The 15,556-nt window shown below is 70.4% G+C and carries 14 protein-coding genes; 11 read left to right on the forward strand and 3 right to left on the reverse strand.

The window, feature by feature from the left end; translation table 11 throughout:
- Positions 1-3 precede the first annotated feature (3 nt).
- The 5 genes from frc to ACIBH1_RS06280 all read left to right on the forward strand — a co-directional run bounded on the left by frc (position 4) and on the right by ACIBH1_RS06280 (position 6,300).
- Positions 4-1,230, forward strand: a complete 1,227-nt coding sequence (gene frc, locus ACIBH1_RS06260; RefSeq protein ID WP_397312511.1) for a formyl-CoA transferase — start codon at positions 4-6, stop codon at positions 1,228-1,230.
- On the forward strand, positions 1,230-3,338 hold the full coding sequence (locus tag ACIBH1_RS06265) for an acetate--CoA ligase family protein (protein WP_397312512.1): 2,109 nt from the start codon (positions 1,230-1,232) through the stop codon (positions 3,336-3,338). The genes frc and ACIBH1_RS06265 overlap by 1 nt, the downstream gene beginning before the upstream one ends.
- Before the next feature lie 150 nt (positions 3,339-3,488).
- Positions 3,489-4,895 carry an Nramp family divalent metal transporter gene (locus ACIBH1_RS06270; protein WP_397312513.1) on the forward strand — a complete coding sequence of 469 codons (1,407 nt, stop codon included), beginning with the start codon at positions 3,489-3,491 and terminating at the stop codon, positions 4,893-4,895.
- Positions 4,895-5,347, forward strand: coding sequence for a hypothetical protein (locus ACIBH1_RS06275; protein WP_397312514.1), 453 nt, complete (start codon positions 4,895-4,897; stop codon positions 5,345-5,347). Before ACIBH1_RS06270 ends, ACIBH1_RS06275 begins: the two co-directional genes overlap by 1 nt.
- Complete coding sequence (locus ACIBH1_RS06280; RefSeq protein WP_397312515.1) at positions 5,344-6,300, forward strand: TerC family protein; 957 nt, start codon at positions 5,344-5,346, stop codon at positions 6,298-6,300. Before ACIBH1_RS06275 ends, ACIBH1_RS06280 begins: the two co-directional genes overlap by 4 nt.
- Here the strand turns inward: ACIBH1_RS06280 and ACIBH1_RS06285 are convergent, their stop codons facing one another.
- The 3 genes from ACIBH1_RS06285 to ACIBH1_RS06295 all read right to left on the reverse strand — a co-directional run bounded on the left by ACIBH1_RS06285 (position 6,301) and on the right by ACIBH1_RS06295 (position 8,546).
- Complete coding sequence (locus ACIBH1_RS06285; RefSeq protein ID WP_397312516.1) at positions 6,301-6,492, reverse strand: hypothetical protein; 192 nt, start codon at positions 6,490-6,492, stop codon at positions 6,301-6,303. It lies immediately after the preceding gene.
- 45 nt (positions 6,493-6,537) lie between these two features.
- Positions 6,538-7,254 (reverse strand): GntR family transcriptional regulator, encoded by a 717-nt coding sequence (locus ACIBH1_RS06290; protein ID WP_397313092.1) that lies wholly within the window; start codon positions 7,252-7,254, stop codon positions 6,538-6,540.
- Positions 7,255-7,334: 80 nt separating this feature from the next.
- On the reverse strand, positions 7,335-8,546 hold the full coding sequence (locus ACIBH1_RS06295; protein WP_397312517.1) for an MFS transporter: 1,212 nt from the start codon (positions 8,544-8,546) through the stop codon (positions 7,335-7,337).
- An 89-nt stretch (positions 8,547-8,635) separates the two neighbouring features.
- On the opposite strand from ACIBH1_RS06295, the gene sucC reads away from it, so the two are divergent.
- The 6 genes from sucC to ACIBH1_RS06325 are packed head-to-tail and all read left to right on the forward strand — an operon-like array spanning position 8,636 to position 15,539.
- A complete protein-coding gene (gene sucC / locus ACIBH1_RS06300; RefSeq protein WP_397312518.1) occupies positions 8,636-9,751 on the forward strand; it encodes an ADP-forming succinate--CoA ligase subunit beta in 1,116 nt (371 codons plus the stop codon).
- On the forward strand, positions 9,751-10,638 hold the full coding sequence (gene sucD, locus ACIBH1_RS06305; RefSeq protein ID WP_397312519.1) for a succinate--CoA ligase subunit alpha: 888 nt from the start codon (positions 9,751-9,753) through the stop codon (positions 10,636-10,638). The genes sucC and sucD overlap by 1 nt, the downstream gene beginning before the upstream one ends.
- A gap of 11 nt (positions 10,639-10,649) precedes the next feature.
- Entirely contained in the window at positions 10,650-11,465 is an 816-nt protein-coding gene (locus tag ACIBH1_RS06310) for a hydroxypyruvate isomerase family protein (RefSeq protein ID WP_397312520.1), read from the forward strand.
- On the forward strand, positions 11,462-12,310 hold the full coding sequence (locus tag ACIBH1_RS06315; RefSeq protein ID WP_397312521.1) for a 2-hydroxy-3-oxopropionate reductase: 849 nt from the start codon (positions 11,462-11,464) through the stop codon (positions 12,308-12,310). The genes ACIBH1_RS06310 and ACIBH1_RS06315 overlap by 4 nt, the downstream gene beginning before the upstream one ends.
- Entirely contained in the window at positions 12,307-14,016 is a 1,710-nt protein-coding gene (gene gcl / locus ACIBH1_RS06320; RefSeq protein WP_397312522.1) for a glyoxylate carboligase, read from the forward strand. The genes ACIBH1_RS06315 and gcl overlap by 4 nt, the downstream gene beginning before the upstream one ends.
- Entirely contained in the window at positions 14,016-15,539 is a 1,524-nt protein-coding gene (locus tag ACIBH1_RS06325; protein ID WP_397312523.1) for an aldehyde dehydrogenase family protein, read from the forward strand. The genes gcl and ACIBH1_RS06325 overlap by 1 nt, the downstream gene beginning before the upstream one ends.
- Positions 15,540-15,556: the final 17 nt, after the last annotated feature.

Raw genomic sequence — 15,556 nt, forward strand, 5'->3', positions numbered from 1 at the left:
GTCTTGATGAAAGCTCTGACTGGAGTCCGAGTCCTCGACATGACCCACGTGCAGTCCGGCCCGAGCGCCACCCAGCTGCTCGGCTGGCTGGGTGCGGACGTCGTCAAACTCGAGGCGCCCACCGGCGACATCACCCGACAGCAGCTGCGCGACAAGCCCGGCGTCGACAGCCTCTACTTCACGATGCTCAACTGCAACAAGCGCAGCATCACCCTGAACATGAAGTCCGAGCGCGGCAAGGAACTGTTCACCGAGCTGGTGAAGTCGGCCGACGTCCTGGTCGAGAACTTCGGTCCCGGCGCGGTCGACCGCATGGGCTTCACCTGGGAGCGCCTGCAGGAGATCAACCCCCGGCTCGTCTACGCCTCGATCAAGGGCTTCGGCACCGGCAGGTACGCCAAGTTCAAGGCCTACGAGGTGATCGCGCAGGCGATGGGCGGCTCGATGACCACCACCGGCTTCGAGGAGGGCCCGCCGCTGGCCACCGGCGCCCAGATCGGCGACTCCGGCACCGGCATCCACGCCGTGGCCGGCATCCTGGCCGCCCTCTACCAGCGCGAGTCCACCGGCAGGGGGCAGCGCGTGCAGGTCGCCATGCAGCACGCCGTGCTGAACCTGTGCCGCGTGAAGCTGCGCGACCAGCAGCGCCTGGCCCACGGCCCGCTGCGGGAGTACCCGAACAAGACCTTCGGCGCCGAGGTGCCCCGCAGCGGCAACGCCAGTGGCGGTGGCCAGCCCGGCTGGGCGGTGCGGTGCGCGCCCGGCGGTCCCAACGACTACATCTACGTGATCGTGCAGCCGGTCGGGTGGAAGCCCATCGCGACCATCATCGGCCGCCCCGAGCTGGCCGAGGACCCCGAGTGGGCGACCCCCGACGCGCGGCTGAACAAGCTGGACAAGATGTTCCAGCTGATCGAGGAGTGGACGCTCAACCACGACAAGTGGAGCGTGCTCGACCGGCTCAACGCCGAGAACATCCCGTGCGGCCCGATCCTGTCGACCAAGGAGCTGGCGGAGGACGAGAGCCTGCGCGACGAGGGCATCGTGGTCGCCGTCGACCATCCCGAGCGCGGCGAGTTCCTCACCGTCGGCAGCCCGCTGCAGCTGTCGGACTCGCCGGTCGACGTCATGACGCCGCCGCTGCTCGGCGAGCACAACACCGACATCTACGGCTCCCTCGGCGTGAGCGCCGAGGAGCTGGCCGAGCTGAAGACGAACGGAGTCATCTAGTGCGGGAGATCATCGAGAAGGCCCTGGCGGAGGGGCGCACGGCGCTGACCGCGCCCGAGGGGCGGGCGATCTGCCAGCAGTACGGCATCGCCACCCCGGGCGAGGGCCTGGCCACCTCCGCCGCCGAGGCCGAGGCACTCGCCACCGAGCTGGGGCTGCCCGTCGTCCTGAAGATCGTCTCGCCCGACATCCTGCACAAGACCGACGCCGGCGGCGTCCTGGTCGGGCTCAAGACCGCCGAGGAGGTACGGCAGGGCTACGACACGATCCTGGCCAACGCCCGCGCCTACGACGCCGACGCCCGCATCGACGGCGTGCAGGTGCAGCAGCTCGTCGGCGGCGGTCACGAGGTCATCGTGGGCGCGGTCACCGATCCGACCTTCGGCAAGGTCGTCGCGTTCGGCCTGGGAGGTGTCCTGGTCGAAGTCCTGAAGGATGTGACCTTCCGACTTGCCCCACTTTCGGGTGATGATGCCCTTGGGATGCTGGATGACATCAAAGCAGCAGAAGTGCTGCGTGGTGTCCGTGGTGCCGAGCCCGCGGACAGGCAGGCGCTCGCGGATCTGATCGAGCGCGTCGGCAGGCTGGTCGACGACCACCCGGAGATCATCGAGATCGACCTCAACCCGGTGTTCGCGAGCGCGAAGGGCGCCGTCGCGGCCGACGTGCGGATCATCGTCGGCGAGCGGCCCGCGGAAACCGAGCGGCTGGGCAAGGACGTCATCCTCGGCCAGATGACCCGCATCTTCAAACCCCGCTCGATCGCCGTCATCGGCGCCTCCAACGAGCAGGGCAAGATCGGCAACTCGGTCATGCGCAACCTCATCAACGGCGGCTACCAGGGGCGGATCTTCCCGATCAACCCGAAGGCGCCCGAGATCATGGGACTGCCCGCCTACGACTCGATCGCCGCGGTGCCGTACGACATCGACGTCGCCGTCTTCGCCATCCCCGCGGCGTTCGTCGCCGGGGCGCTGGAGCAGGTGGGGCAGAAGGGCGTGGCCGGGGCGATCATGATCCCGTCGGGCTTCGCCGAGACCGGCAACCACGAGGGCCAGGCCGAGATCGTCGCCATCGCCAGGAAGCACGGCGTGCGCATCCTGGGCCCCAACATCTACGGCTACTACTACACGCCCGAGAACCTCTGCGCGACCTTCTGCACGCCGTACGACGTCAAGGGCAGCGTGGCGCTGACCTCGCAGTCGGGCGGCATCGGCATGGCCATCCTGGGCTTCAGCCGGACCACCAAGATGGGCGTCTCGGCGATCGTGGGCGTCGGCAACAAGGCCGACGTCGACGAGGACGACCTGCTCACCTTCTTCGGCCAGGACGACAACACCCGCGCCATCGCCATGCACCTGGAGGACCTCAAGGACGGGCGCGGCTTCGTCGCGGCCGCCCGCGAGGTCGTGCCGCACAAGCCGATCATCGTGCTCAAGGCGGGACGCACCGCGCTCGGCGCGCGGGCGGCCGGCTCGCACACCGGCGCGCTGGCGGGCGACGACAAGGTCTACGACGACATCCTGCGACAGGCGGGCGTCGTGCGCGCCCCCGGGCTCAACGACATGCTGGAGTACGCCAGGGCGCTGCCGCTGATGCCCACCCCCCAGGGCGAGAACGTCGTCATCATCACCGGCGCGGGCGGCTCCGGCGTGCTGCTCTCCGACGCGGTGGTCGACGCCGGGCTCTCCCTGATGGAGATCCCGCCCGACCTCGACGAGGCCTTCCGCGCCTACATCCCGCCGTTCGGCGCGGCGGGCAACCCGATCGACATCACCGGCGGCGAGCCGCCGTCGACCTACGAGAACACGGTGCGGCTGGGCCTGACGGACGAGCGCATCCACGCGCTGGTCCTGGGCTACTGGCACACCATCGTCACCCCGCCCATGGTCTTCGCCGAACTGATCGCCCGCGTGGTGGGCGAGGAGCGGGCCAAGGGCAACCACAAGCCGGTCGTGGCCTCACTGGCCGGGGACACCGAGGTCGAGGAGGCCTGCGACTACCTGTTCGAGCATGGCGTCATCGCGTATCCGTACACGACAGAGAAGCCAGTGGCGGTGCTTGGCGCCAAGTACCGCTGGGCGAGGGCTGCTGGATTGCTGCGTTAGAGCCGAGACGCAGTGGGGGCGTAATTCGGGGAACCGCGCCGCAGAAGAACCAACCCCCCAGGAGGTCCGTAAGTGGACACGTCGAAAGAACCGGTGGTAGCGCCGCCGGTTGAAGCCGAACGAGTATGGAAAGCGGGCCGGCTGGAGCCGATGCCCATCAGGAAACTGCCAGACGCGCCGCCCTCCGTGCACATCCTGGGGCCGACCGTCTTCCTCGTCGCCCTCGGCGTGGGCATGGGCGAGTCGTACATGTGGCCCAGGCTCGTGCTGTTGTTCGGGCCGGAGATCCGCTGGCTGTTCCTGATCGGCGTCACGCTCCAGGCGGTGGTGATGCTGGAGATGGCCCGCTACGCCATGGCCACGGGGGAGAGCATCTTCTCCGGCGCGGCCAGAGTGTTCAAGCCGCTGATGTGGTTCTTCTTCGTCGTGGCGATCCTGGTCTACATCTGGCCGGGCCACCTGTCGGCGGGCGCGGCGGCGTTCGAGGAGATCAGCGGCATACCGTGGACGGTCACGGCCGTCGCGGGACTGATCCTGGTGGGGGTGATCTTCAGCCTCGCCAAGGTGATCTACAACGTGCTGGAGAACGTCTTATCCCTGCTCATCGGCACGCTGGTGCTGGGCACCGCGGTGGTCGCGGCCATGGTCGGCTCCTGGAGCGACGTGGTCACCACCATCACCGGCATGTTCTCCTTCGGCTACCTGCCGTCGGAGGCGCTGTCGGCCGCGTGGTTCCCGGTCATCGTGGGCGCCTGCGCCTTCGCCGGTCCGTCGGGCATGCAGCAGATGTGGTACACGCTGCACCTTCGCGACTCCGGCGCCGGCATGGGCGTGCACATCCCCAAGGTGCGCGGCCTGAGGCACGCGGGCGAAGAGGAGGAGATGCCCTCCCGCGGCTTCATGTTCGACACCGAGGACCCGGCCGAGATGGCCAAGTGGAAGGGCTGGCGGCGCTGGGTCACCTTCGACGCCTTCCTGCTGTTCTGGGGCATCACCATGCTGGTCACGGTCTCCTTCACGGTGATCGCCCAGGCGGCGGTGCGGCAGAACCCGGCCGTGCGCACCGCCATCCAGGGTGACGACCGCGAGGTCGCGCTGAGCGCCATGTCGGACGCCGTCGCCTCGGCGGGCAGCGCGGTGCTCGGCACGATCTTCCTCGGCTTCATCGCCCTGATCGGCCTCAACGCCACGCTGGGACTGTTCGACTCCTTCTCGCGTGGCCAGGCGGACATGACCCACAACTTCGTCCCCGGGGCGAAGAAGGTGAAGATGTCCTACCTGTACGCGGGCTTCCTGTGGGGCGTGATCATCTTCGGCATCCTGATCCTGCTGTTCGGCCCGGCCGACGGACCGAGCGGGATCCTGGACACGCTGGCGTTCCTGTCGACGTTCGCCATGGGCGCCTACTGCGTGACGCTGCTGCTGGTCAACAACCGCATGCTGCCCAAACCGATCAGGCCGAAGTGGTGGACCAACGTCATCATCGGCTTCGGCGCGGTGTTCTACCTCGGCATGCTGTTCTACAGCCTGTTCGCCTTCGGCGTGGTCGTGGGCTGATGAACCTACGGCACAGCCTCGAAATCGCCCTTCCCGGGGTGCTGATCGGAGCCGTCGCCGGTGCCATCGCCGGTGGGCTGACCCTCCTCGTGGGGCAGCCCTCCGGCCTGGTGCTGGCCGTACCTCTCGCGATCTTCGGCGGCCTGTACGGCACGCTGCTCGGCAAGGGTTTCTTCCGCCCCGGCGCGTTCGGGCCCGCCGGGCTGTACTGGATGGCCGCCTTCCCCCTGGCCAGGCTCATCCAGGAGTTGATGACAGGCCTGGGCATGCGCGACGGGGTGCTGCTCTTCCTGGCCTACCAGGCCCTGGTCAGCGTCGGCTTCGCGATCGGCTTCATCTGGATGCACGAGCGGATCATGCCGTACTGGCTGCTGCGCCGGGCAGGTGACAACCCCCGCGCGGCCGCCCTTCTCGATTGCTACGTACAGCAGGCAAGGAGGATCAGCCGTTGAACCTGCCCACCTGGATCTGGCTGGCCACGATCGGGGGGTTCTGCCTGATCCTGGCCCTGGACTTCTACCTGGTGGCCCGCAATCCCCACGAACCGTCGTTCAAGGAGTGCGTGGGCTGGGTCAGCTTCTACGTCGGCCTGGCGGTCGTCTTCGGCGTCGGGCTGCTGATCCTGTCGGGACCGGCGCACGGCGGGGAGTTCTTCGCCGGATGGATCACCGAATACTCGCTGTCGGTCGACAACCTCTTCGTCTTCCTGCTCATCATGAGCCGATTCCAGGTGCCCAGGCAGTATCGCCAGAAGGTGCTGCTCATCGGGATCATCCTGGCGCTGGTGATGCGCGGGGCGTTCATCGCGGCGGGCTCGGAGGCCATCACCCGCTTCGACTGGCTCTTCTACATCTTCGGCGCCTTCCTCATCTACACCGCGTGGAAGCTGATCGGGCACGAAGAGGAGGAGGCGGAGTTCTCCGAGAACATCGCGCTGCGCACCGTGCGCAGGGTGCTCCCGACCACGGACACCTACCACGGCGCCAAGCTGACGGTGCACCTCGGCCGGCGCATGGTCACCCCGATGCTGATCGTGATGGTCGCGATCGGCACCACCGACCTGCTGTTCGCGCTCGACTCCATCCCGGCCATCTTCGGCCTGACGAAGGAGCCCTACCTGGTCTTCACCGCCAACGCCTTCGCCCTGATGGGCCTGCGCCAGCTGTTCTTCCTGATCGGAGGGCTGCTGGACCGGCTGGTCTATCTCAGCAAGGGCCTGTCGGTGGTGCTGGCCTTCATCGGCGTCAAGCTGATCATGGAGGCGCTGCACCACGACGGCGTGTCGTGGGCGCCGGAGATCCCGATCGTGGTCTCGCTCGGGGTCATCGTCGGCACCCTGGCGGTCACCACGGTGCTCAGTCTCATGAAGTCGCGCAAGGAGGAGAAGCAACCGGCCGAGCGTTGATCAGGCCGCGGGCGGGCGAGGGGTGGCCTGCCCGCGGCCTTCTGCCGTCGCGCTCCACAACTCCAGGTACCGATCGGCCTCCTCGGCCGAATAGTGCTTGCGCAAGGCGGCGCTCAGACCCAGGCCCAGCGCCCGCCCGTCCGCGGGCGCGCCGACGGGATCAGAACGGAGAAATCTCAGTAAGGCATTCATGGATTCATTCTCTGCCCGAGGTGTTACGGGCCAATCTGGAGGACGTTAAATGCTGCGCGGCCTGCGGCGGCGCACCGGTTTCTGCACCGGCTCCACCGGCTCGCCCGCGCGTTGCTCCATGTAGGAGGAGCGGGTGTGCTCGGTGTGCTCGCGCATGATGTGCGCGGCCCGGTCGGCGTCACCCGCCTCGATGGCGGAGATGAGCGCCTGGTGCTCGTCCCATGAGGTCATGCCGCGCTGGCGGGCCACCGGCGTGTGGTACCACCGCACCCGGCGCGCCACCTGGGCGGCGAGCTCGGCCAGCACCTTGTTGCCTGACAGCAGGACCACCTGGGCGTGCAGCGCGGAGTTGGTCGCCACCGCGGCGTCCACGTCGTCGGCCGCCACCGCCGCGCGGCCCCGCAGGCACAGGTCGCGCAGCTCCTTCACGCCCTCGGCGCTCGCGTTGAGCGCGGCCAGGCGGGCCGACTCCGTCTCCAGAAGGGCTCGTACGGCCAGCAACTGGTCGGCCTCCTGCAACGTCGGCACGTGCACGAAGGCGCCCTGTCCCGGATGCAGATCGACCCAGCCCTCGCCACTGAGCTGCTGCAAGGCCTCGCGCACCGGCTGGCGCGAGACGCCGAGCAGCTCGGCCAGCTCGCTCTCCACCAGGTGCTGGCCCGGCTTGAGCTGGCCCGAGACGATCAGCTCCTGGATGGCCTCGATGACGCTTTCGCGCAGCGTGGCAGGGCGGGGAATCTTGGCCTGGTCCGACACCAACATCACATGACCCCAATTTAACGGTTTGTCGTCGACTGCCTACAGCATACAGTTTGTGGGAAACACTTGGCTGGTGAGGCTCGTCACACGGGAATCGTGGCAGGCAGACGCGGCGCGCGCAGCCGTACGCACGCAAGAAGCGCCACCGCGGCCAGCGCCCCGGCCGCCGGGAGTGTGGCGCCCGTGACGAGAACCGCCGCCGCCAGCCCCGCGAGGGCCTTGGTGCTGTAGACGGTGGCGTGCAGATGGCGGTCGCTGCCGAAGTAGTCGTGCGCCTGCCGGGCCACCAGCGGGTAGAACGCGCCGCCGCCCAGCCCGGCCAGGATGGTGCCCAGCCAGAGGGCCGGCCCGCCCGCCTCCTGGCCGGCCATCCCGGCGCCCAGCAGCGGCTGGCCCAGAGCCAGGCAGGCGAGCACGGCCCCGAGCACCCGGCGGCGGCCGAACCGCTCCGACACCCGCATGGCCACCGCGCGGCCGCCCCCGTTGAGCGTGATCAGCAGCACCAGCGCGCCCCACGACCCCGACCCGGCGACCACGATGACGTCGAACAGGGACACGGCGCCCGCGCACACCAGGATCAGCACGAGCTTGGCCAGCGTCGCCGAGCGCAGCGCCTGGGCCAGGGAGAACTGGCGGGCGGCGCTCGGGGTGCGGCGCAGGATCACCTTGTCCAGGGCGCGGGCGCGCGGGTCGACGTTCTGCGGCCACCACGACGCCGGAGGCAGGCGCAGGAAACGCGCGGCCGCGGCGATCACCACGAGGGCCAGCAGCGCGGAGGCGGTGAAGGCGGCCGCGCTCGCGGCCGGGTCGAGGCTCGCCCACAACACCAGCGGCGCGGCGCCGTAGCCGAAGGCGCCGGTCACCAGGCCCACCCGGGTGGCCGGGCGGTCGGGGTACCAGGAGGAGACGACCTCGGTGCACACCGCGTAGACCAGGCCGCCGCCCGCACCGCCGAGCACGCCGTACCCGGCCAGCACCACGAGGTCCGCGGACGAGAAGGCGAGGGTGGCCAGGCCCAGGCCGCTGGCAACGCTCCCGGCGGCCAGGGCGGCGCGCACGCTCACTGCGCCCCGCCGTACGAGCCGGAGCGCGGGCAGGGCGGTCGCCGCCTGGCAGAGCACCCAGACCACCAGCGGGGCCAGGGTCGCGCCCGCGAGCAGGGCGGCGTAGCCGTACTGGAGCGGCCCGACGGCGGCCATGGCCGCCCACGCGAGCCAGAACATGCGGCGGCGGTCGGCGGGGACGGGGCCGAGGAGGTAGGTACGGCCGCGCCAGTCTTTGATTGCATTCTCCATACTGTATGGAATAACCACGAAGTGTCTCTTTGTCGAGACCTAGACGGCGCATATTCCATACGGTATACCGTCTACAAAGGAGGCTTCGAATGGACCTGTTCGAGTACCAGGCGAAGGAACTCTTCCGGCGGCACGGGATCCCCGTCCCCGCCGGCGGCGTGGCCGTGACCGCCACGCAGGCGCAGGAGATCGCCGCATCGCTGAACGTACCCGTTGTGATCAAAGCCCAGGTGAAGACCGGTGGACGCGGCAAGGCGGGCGGCATCAGGACCGCCGCGGGCCCGGCAGGAGCCGCCGACGAGGCGGAGCGTGTGCTCGGCATGGACATCAAGGGGCACATCGCCCGGGCCGTCCTGGTCGAGGAGGCGACCGTGCCCTTCGAGGAGCACTACGCCGCCTTCCTCGTGGACCGGGCCTCGGGCGGATTCCTGGCCATGCTGTCCGCCCAGGGCGGCATGGAGATCGAGGAACTGGCCGTGAGTGACCCCGACGCCCTGGTCAAGGTGGCCGTCGACCCGGAGGCGGGCGTGGACGGCGCCGCGCTGGCCGCGGCGGCCGGGCTGCCGGAGGCCGCGGGCGAGGTGCTCGACCGCTTATGGGAGGTCATGGTCGCCGAGGACGCCCTGCTGGTGGAGGTGAACCCGCTGATCTCGACCGCCGACGGGCGCGTCGTGGCGCTCGACGGCAAGGTGAGCCTTGACGACAACTCCGCCTTCCGCCACTCGTGGCCGCAGGCCGAGCCGACCTCCTCCCTTGAGGACCGGGCGCGCTCGCGCGGCCTCAACTACGTCAAGCTCGAAGGCTCGGTCGGCGTCATCGGCAACGGCGCCGGGCTGGTCATGTCCACCCTGGACGTCGTCGCCCTGGCCGGGGCGGCGCCCGCCAACTTCCTCGACATCGGCGGCGGAGCCTCGGCCCGCATCATGGCCGACGGCCTGGAGATCATCCTGTCCGACCCCGACGTGCGCTCCGTGCTCGTCAACGTCTTCGGCGGCATCACCACCTGCGACGCCGTCGCCACCGGCATCGTCACCGCGCTCCACTCGCTGGGCGAGGTCACCAGGCCCATCGTGGTCCGGCTCGACGGCAACAACGCCGAGGTGGGACGGCGCATCCTCAGCGACGCCCGGCACCCCGCCGTACGGCAGGTCCCCACCATGGACGGCGCCGCCTCCCTGGCGGCCTCTCTGTCTGGAGGCTCGTGATGGCCATCTTCCTCACCAAGGACAGTCGCGTCCTGGTCCAGGGCATGACCGGCTCGGAGGGCGCCAGGCACACCGCCCGCATGCTGGCCGCGGGGACCGACGTGGTCGCCGGCGTCACCCCCGGCAAGGGCGGTACAAGCGTCGACTTCGGCGAGCGCACCGTCCCCGTCTACTCCTCGGTCGCAGGCGCCGTCGCCGACACCGGCGCCGACGTCAGCGTCGTCTTCGTGCCGCCGCGCCACGTGCACGCCGCGGTCGCCGAGGCCGCCGCCGCCGCGATCCCGCTGTGCGTCGTCATCACCGAGGGCGTGCCCGTGCAGGACACCATCCGCTTCCGCGCCCTGGCCACCGCCTCGGGCACGCGCGTCATCGGGCCGAACTGCCCCGGGCTCATCTCGCCCGGCCAGTCGTCGGCCGGCATCATCCCCGCCGACATCACCAGCGCCGGGCGCATCGGCCTGGTCTCCAAGTCGGGCACGCTGACCTACCAGCTCATGTACGAGCTGCGCGACCTGGGCTTCTCCACCGCCGTCGGCATCGGCGGCGACCCCGTGGTCGGCACCAGCCACATCGACTGCCTCCAGGCCTTCCAGGACGACCCCGGCACCGACGCCATCGTCATGATCGGCGAGATCGGCGGCGACGCCGAAGAACGTGCCGCCGCCTACATCTCCTCCCACCTCACCAAGCCCGTCGTGGCCTACGTCGCCGGCTTCACCGCCCCCGAGGGCAAGACCATGGGGCACGCGGGGGCCATCGTCTCGGGCTCCTCGGGTACGGCCCAGGCCAAGAAGGAGGCGCTGGAGGCCGTCGGCGTGCGGGTCGGCGGCACCCCGTCGGAGACGGCCAGGCTGATGCGCTCGGCCCTCTCGGCGGCGGCCCGATGAGCGGCGGCCCGATGAGCGGCGGTCCGGTGGGCGGCGGTCCGGTGGGCGGCGGTCACCCGGCGACGGGCCTGAGGTTCGACGTCAACCTCTCCATCCTCCTGACCCACCTGCCGCTCCTGGAGCGACCGCGCGCCGCCGCGGCGGCCGGGTTCGGCGCCGTGGAGCTCTGGTGGCCCTTCGACGGCCCCGAGCCGCCCGACCGCGAGCTCGACGCCCTGCAGCGGGCCATCGAGGACGCCGGCGTGCGCCTGGTGGGCCTCAACTTCGACGCCGGCGACATGGCCGCGGGCGAGCGCGGACTGCTGTCGGACCCCGCGACCTCCAAACGCTTCACGGCCAACATCGACGTGGCGGTCGGCTGGGCGGAGCGGCTCGGCTGCCGGGTGCTCAACGCCCTGTACGGCAACGGGCCGGGCGCCGACCCCGAGCTCGCGCTGGAGAACCTCGCGGCGGCGGCCGACGCGGCCTCCAGGATCGGGGCGACGGTCGTCGTGGAGGCGCTCAACTCCCACGAGAACCCCCGCTACCCGATCACCTCCTCCGCCCAGGCCTTCGCGGTGATCGACGCGGTCGGGCGGCGGAACGTGGCCTTCCTGGCCGACCTCTACCACCTGCACCGCATGGGCGAGGACGTGGTCGCCGTGCTGGAGCGGCACGCCGGGCGCATCGGGCACGTGCAGATCGCCGACGATCCGGGACGCGGGCAGCCGTTCAGCGGGCGCATGCCGTACCAGGAGATCTTCCGCGCCCTGGAGGGCCACGACGGCCACGTCGGCCTGGAGTACAAGGACACCTCTCCCGACCCGTTCAGCTGGAGGACACGATGAGCATCGCCTTCATCGGCCTCGGGATCATGGGCAGCCCGATGGCCGCCAACCTCGTCAATGCCGGATACGACGTCACCGGGTACGACGTCACGCAGGACCGCGTCGACCGGCTGGTCGACCAGGGCGGCCACGCGGCGCGGAGCGTGGCGGAGGCGGTCAAGGGCGCCGACACGGTGATCACGATGCTGCCCGACTCGCCCCAGGTCGAGCAGGTGGCGCCGACGATCGTGGACCACGGCGGGCCCGACCTGCTCTACATCGACATGAGCACCATCCGTCCCGACACCTCCCGCTGGATCGCGGGCCAGGGGATCAGGTCGCTCGACGCGCCGGTCAGCGGCGGCGAGAAGGGCGCGGTCGACGGCACCCTGTCGATCATGGTGGGCGGCGACCCGCAGGACTTCGAGCGGGCGCTGCCCCTGCTGAAGGTCGTGGGCAAGACCATCGTGCACGTCGGCCCCTCCGGCGCCGGTCAGACGGTCAAGGCCGCCAACCAGCTCGTGGTGGGCGGGATCTACGGCCTGGTCGCCGAGGCGATCGTGCTCCTCGAAGCCTCGGGCGTCGACCCCGGCAAGGGCCTCGACGTGCTGGCCGGCGGGCTGGCGGGCTCGCGGATCCTGGAGCTGAAGCGCCGCAGCATGGTGGCGCGGGAGTTCGCCCCCGGCTTCCGCATCGACCTGCACCACAAGGACATGGGCATCGCGCTGGCCGCCGCCCGCGAGGCGGGCGTCGCGCTCCCGCTGACCGGCCAGGTCGCCCAGCTGGTGGCCGCCGCCCGCGCCCAGGGACACGGGGCGCTGGACCACTCCGCCCTGCTCAAGGTCATCGAGAGGCTCAACGCATGAACCGCATCCCCTGCATGGAAGCCGTCGTGAGGGTGCTGGAGTCGGAGGGGGTCGACACCGTCTTCGGCATTCCGGGGGCGGCGATCCTGCCGCTGTACGCGGCGCTCCAGCACAGCTCGATCAAGCACATCACCGTCCGCCACGAGGAGGGCGGCACGCATGCCGCCGACGGCTGGGCCAGGGCCACGGGCAACGTCGGCGTCACCATCGGCACGAGCGGACCGGCCGGCACCAACATGATCACCGGCCTGTACACCGCGATGGCCGACTCGATCCCGATGATCTGCATCACCGGCCAGGCCGCCTCCAGCAAGCTGCACCAGGAGGCCTTCCAGGCGGTCGACATCGTGGAGATCGCCAAGCCGGTCACCAAGTGGGCGGTGCAGCTCAAGGAGCCCGGCCAGGCGCCGTGGATCTTCCGCGAGGCCTTCCGCATCGCCAGGAGCGGCCGCCCCGGGCCCGTCCTCATCGACCTGCCGATCGACGTGCAGCGCGGCACCTGCCTCTACGACCCCGAGCTCGACGCCCCGCTGCCCGTCGACCGGCCCGGGCCGCTGCCCTCGGCGATCAGGCGCGCCGCCGAGATGCTGCAGCAGGCCCGCAGGCCGCTGATCCTCGCGGGCGGCGGCGTGATCATCGCCGACGCCGCGGAGGAGTTACGCGAGCTGGCCGAGGCGCTGCGGGTGCCCGTCCAGGTGACGCTCATGGGCAAGGGCGCCTTCCCCGAGGACCACGAGCTGTTCGCGGGCATGGCGGGGATCCAGACCCAGACCCGCTGGGGCAACGCCGCCTTCCTCGACAGCGACCTGGTCCTGGCCGTCGGCGCCCGCTTCGGCGACCGCCACACCGGCGACCTGGACGTCTACCGGCGCGGCAGGAAGTTCATCCACGTCGACATCGAACCCACCCAGATCGGCCGCGTCTTCGAGCCCGACCTGGGCGTCGTCGGCCACGCCCGCCCCGTCCTGGCCGAGCTGCGCAAGCACGCCGTGCCCCGCGACCGCGAGAAGTGGGTGCAGAAGATCGGCGAATACCGGCGCACGCTGCTGCGCCGCGACGACTTCGACGAGGTGCCGATCAAGCCGCCCAGGGTGTTCAGGGAGATCAACGAGTTCTTCGGCCGCGACACCACCTTCGTCACCGCCATCGGGCTCTACCAGATCTGGTCCGGCCAGTTCCAGACCACCTTCCTGCCCCGCCGCTACCTCGTCTGCGGCCAGGCCGGCCCGCTCGGCTGGGAGGTGCCGGCGGCGATGGGCGTCAAGTGCGCCCACCCCGAGCGCGAGGTGGTGGTCGTGGTCGGCGACTACTCCTTCCAGTTCCTCATGGAGGAGGTCGCGGTCGCGGCGCAGTACCGCATCCCGTTCGTCATCGTGATGATCAACAACGAGTACCTGGGCCTGATCCGCCAGGCGGAGATCCCCTACGACATGAACTACGCCGTGGACCTGCACTACGGAGAGGGCGGGATCGACCATGTCAAGGCGATGGAGGCCTTCGGCTGCCCGGCCCGCCGCGTGGACCTGCCGGGCGACATCGCAGGCGCGTTGTCGTGGGCGTCGGCCACCGCCCAGCGCGAAGGGCTGCCGGTGCTGGTGGAGGTGATGGTCGAGCGCGAGGCCAACGCGGCCATGGGCGCCTCGCTCGACGCGATCAGGGAATTCGAGCCGCTGCCGGAACTCGTCACCGTCGATTGGTCGGACTGATGATCATCAAGCCAGGGTACGGCTGGCAGGACGCCTACGAGCGCTGCCGCACGATCGCGCCGGAAGCCTTCCACGACGACCGCGTCCTCAACCACTGGGGCGGGTTCTGGCAGCGCGACGGCCGCCCCGCCCCCGCCTTCTCCCCGGTCGACGGCACCGCCATCGCCGGACCTCCCCGCCTCGACCGCTTCACCGCCGCGCGCGCCGTCGCCGCCGCGGCCGAGCAGCACGGCCAGTGGCGCCACGTGCCACTCGACGAGCGCAGGGCCAGGGTCGCCGCGGCCGTCGAGGCCATGCGCGCCCATCGCGACCTGCTCGCGCTGCTGCTCATGTGGGAGATCGGCAAACCCTGGAAGAGCGCCTGCGCCGACGTGGACCGGTGCCTCGACGGGGTGCGCTGGTACCTGGACGAGATCGACCCGATGCTCTCCGGCCGCACGCCGCTGCACGGGCCGGTGAGCAACATCGCCAGCTGGAACTATCCGATGAGCGTGCTCATGCACGCCATGCTCGTCCAGGCGCTGGCCGGCAACGCGGTCATCGCCAAGACCCCCACCGACGGCGGCCTGGCCTGCCTCACGCTGGCCACCGCGCTGGCCGTCCACGAGGGCCTGCCCTTCACGCTGGTCAGCGGGTCGGGCTCGGAGCTGTCGCCGGTGCTGGTCGCCGGGCGCGAGCTGGGCTGCGTCTCGTTCGTCGGCGGCCGTACGGCGGGCACCCAGGTGGCGGCCTCGCTGTCGGACCGCAGGCACGTGCTGGAACAGGAGGGGCTCAACTGCTGGGGCGTGTGGGAGTACGCCGACTGGGACACGCTGTCCGGGCAGATCCGGGCCTCCTTCGAGTACGGCAAGCAGCGCTGCACCGCCTATCCGCGCTTCGTCGTGCAGCGGGGGCTCTTCCACGAGTTCCTGGAGACCTACGGCACGGCGGTGCGGGGGCTGAGCTTCGGCCATCCGCTCGCCGTGCGCGAAGACGCCGACCCGCTGCCCGAGCTGACCTTCGGCCCGCTGATCAACGCCTCCAAGGCCAAGGAACTGGCCGACCAGGTCGACGCGGCGATCGCCGGGGGAGGGGTGCCGCTGTTCAAAGCGTCACTCGACGACGGCCACTTCCTCCCAGGGCAGGACATGTCGGCCTACCTCCCGCCGACCGCCCTGCTCGACCCTCCCCGCTCCTCACCCCTCTTCCACGCCGAACCCTTCGGCCCGGTCGACACGATCGTCCTGGTCGACACCGAAGCCGAGCTGCTGGCCGCGATGAACGCCAGCAACGGCGCCCTGGTCGCCACCCTCTCGTGCACCGCGGAGGCGACCTTCGAACGCCTCGCGCCCGAGGTGCGCGCCTTCAAGGTCGGCCACAACCGGCCCCGCTCCAGAGGTGACCGCGAGGAGCTGTTCGGCGGCCTCGGCGCCTCGTGGCGCGGCGCGTTCGTCGGCGGCGAACTCCTGGTCCGCTCCGTCACCGAGGGGGCGGAGGGGGAACGCCTGCCGGGCAACTTCCCCGCCTACACGCTGCTGCCCTGACTGCCCCTAGGGTGAGG

The sequence above is a fragment of the Nonomuraea sp. NPDC050663 genome, from assembly GCF_044456985.1.
Classification (GTDB): Bacteria; Actinomycetota; Actinomycetes; order Streptosporangiales; family Streptosporangiaceae; genus Nonomuraea.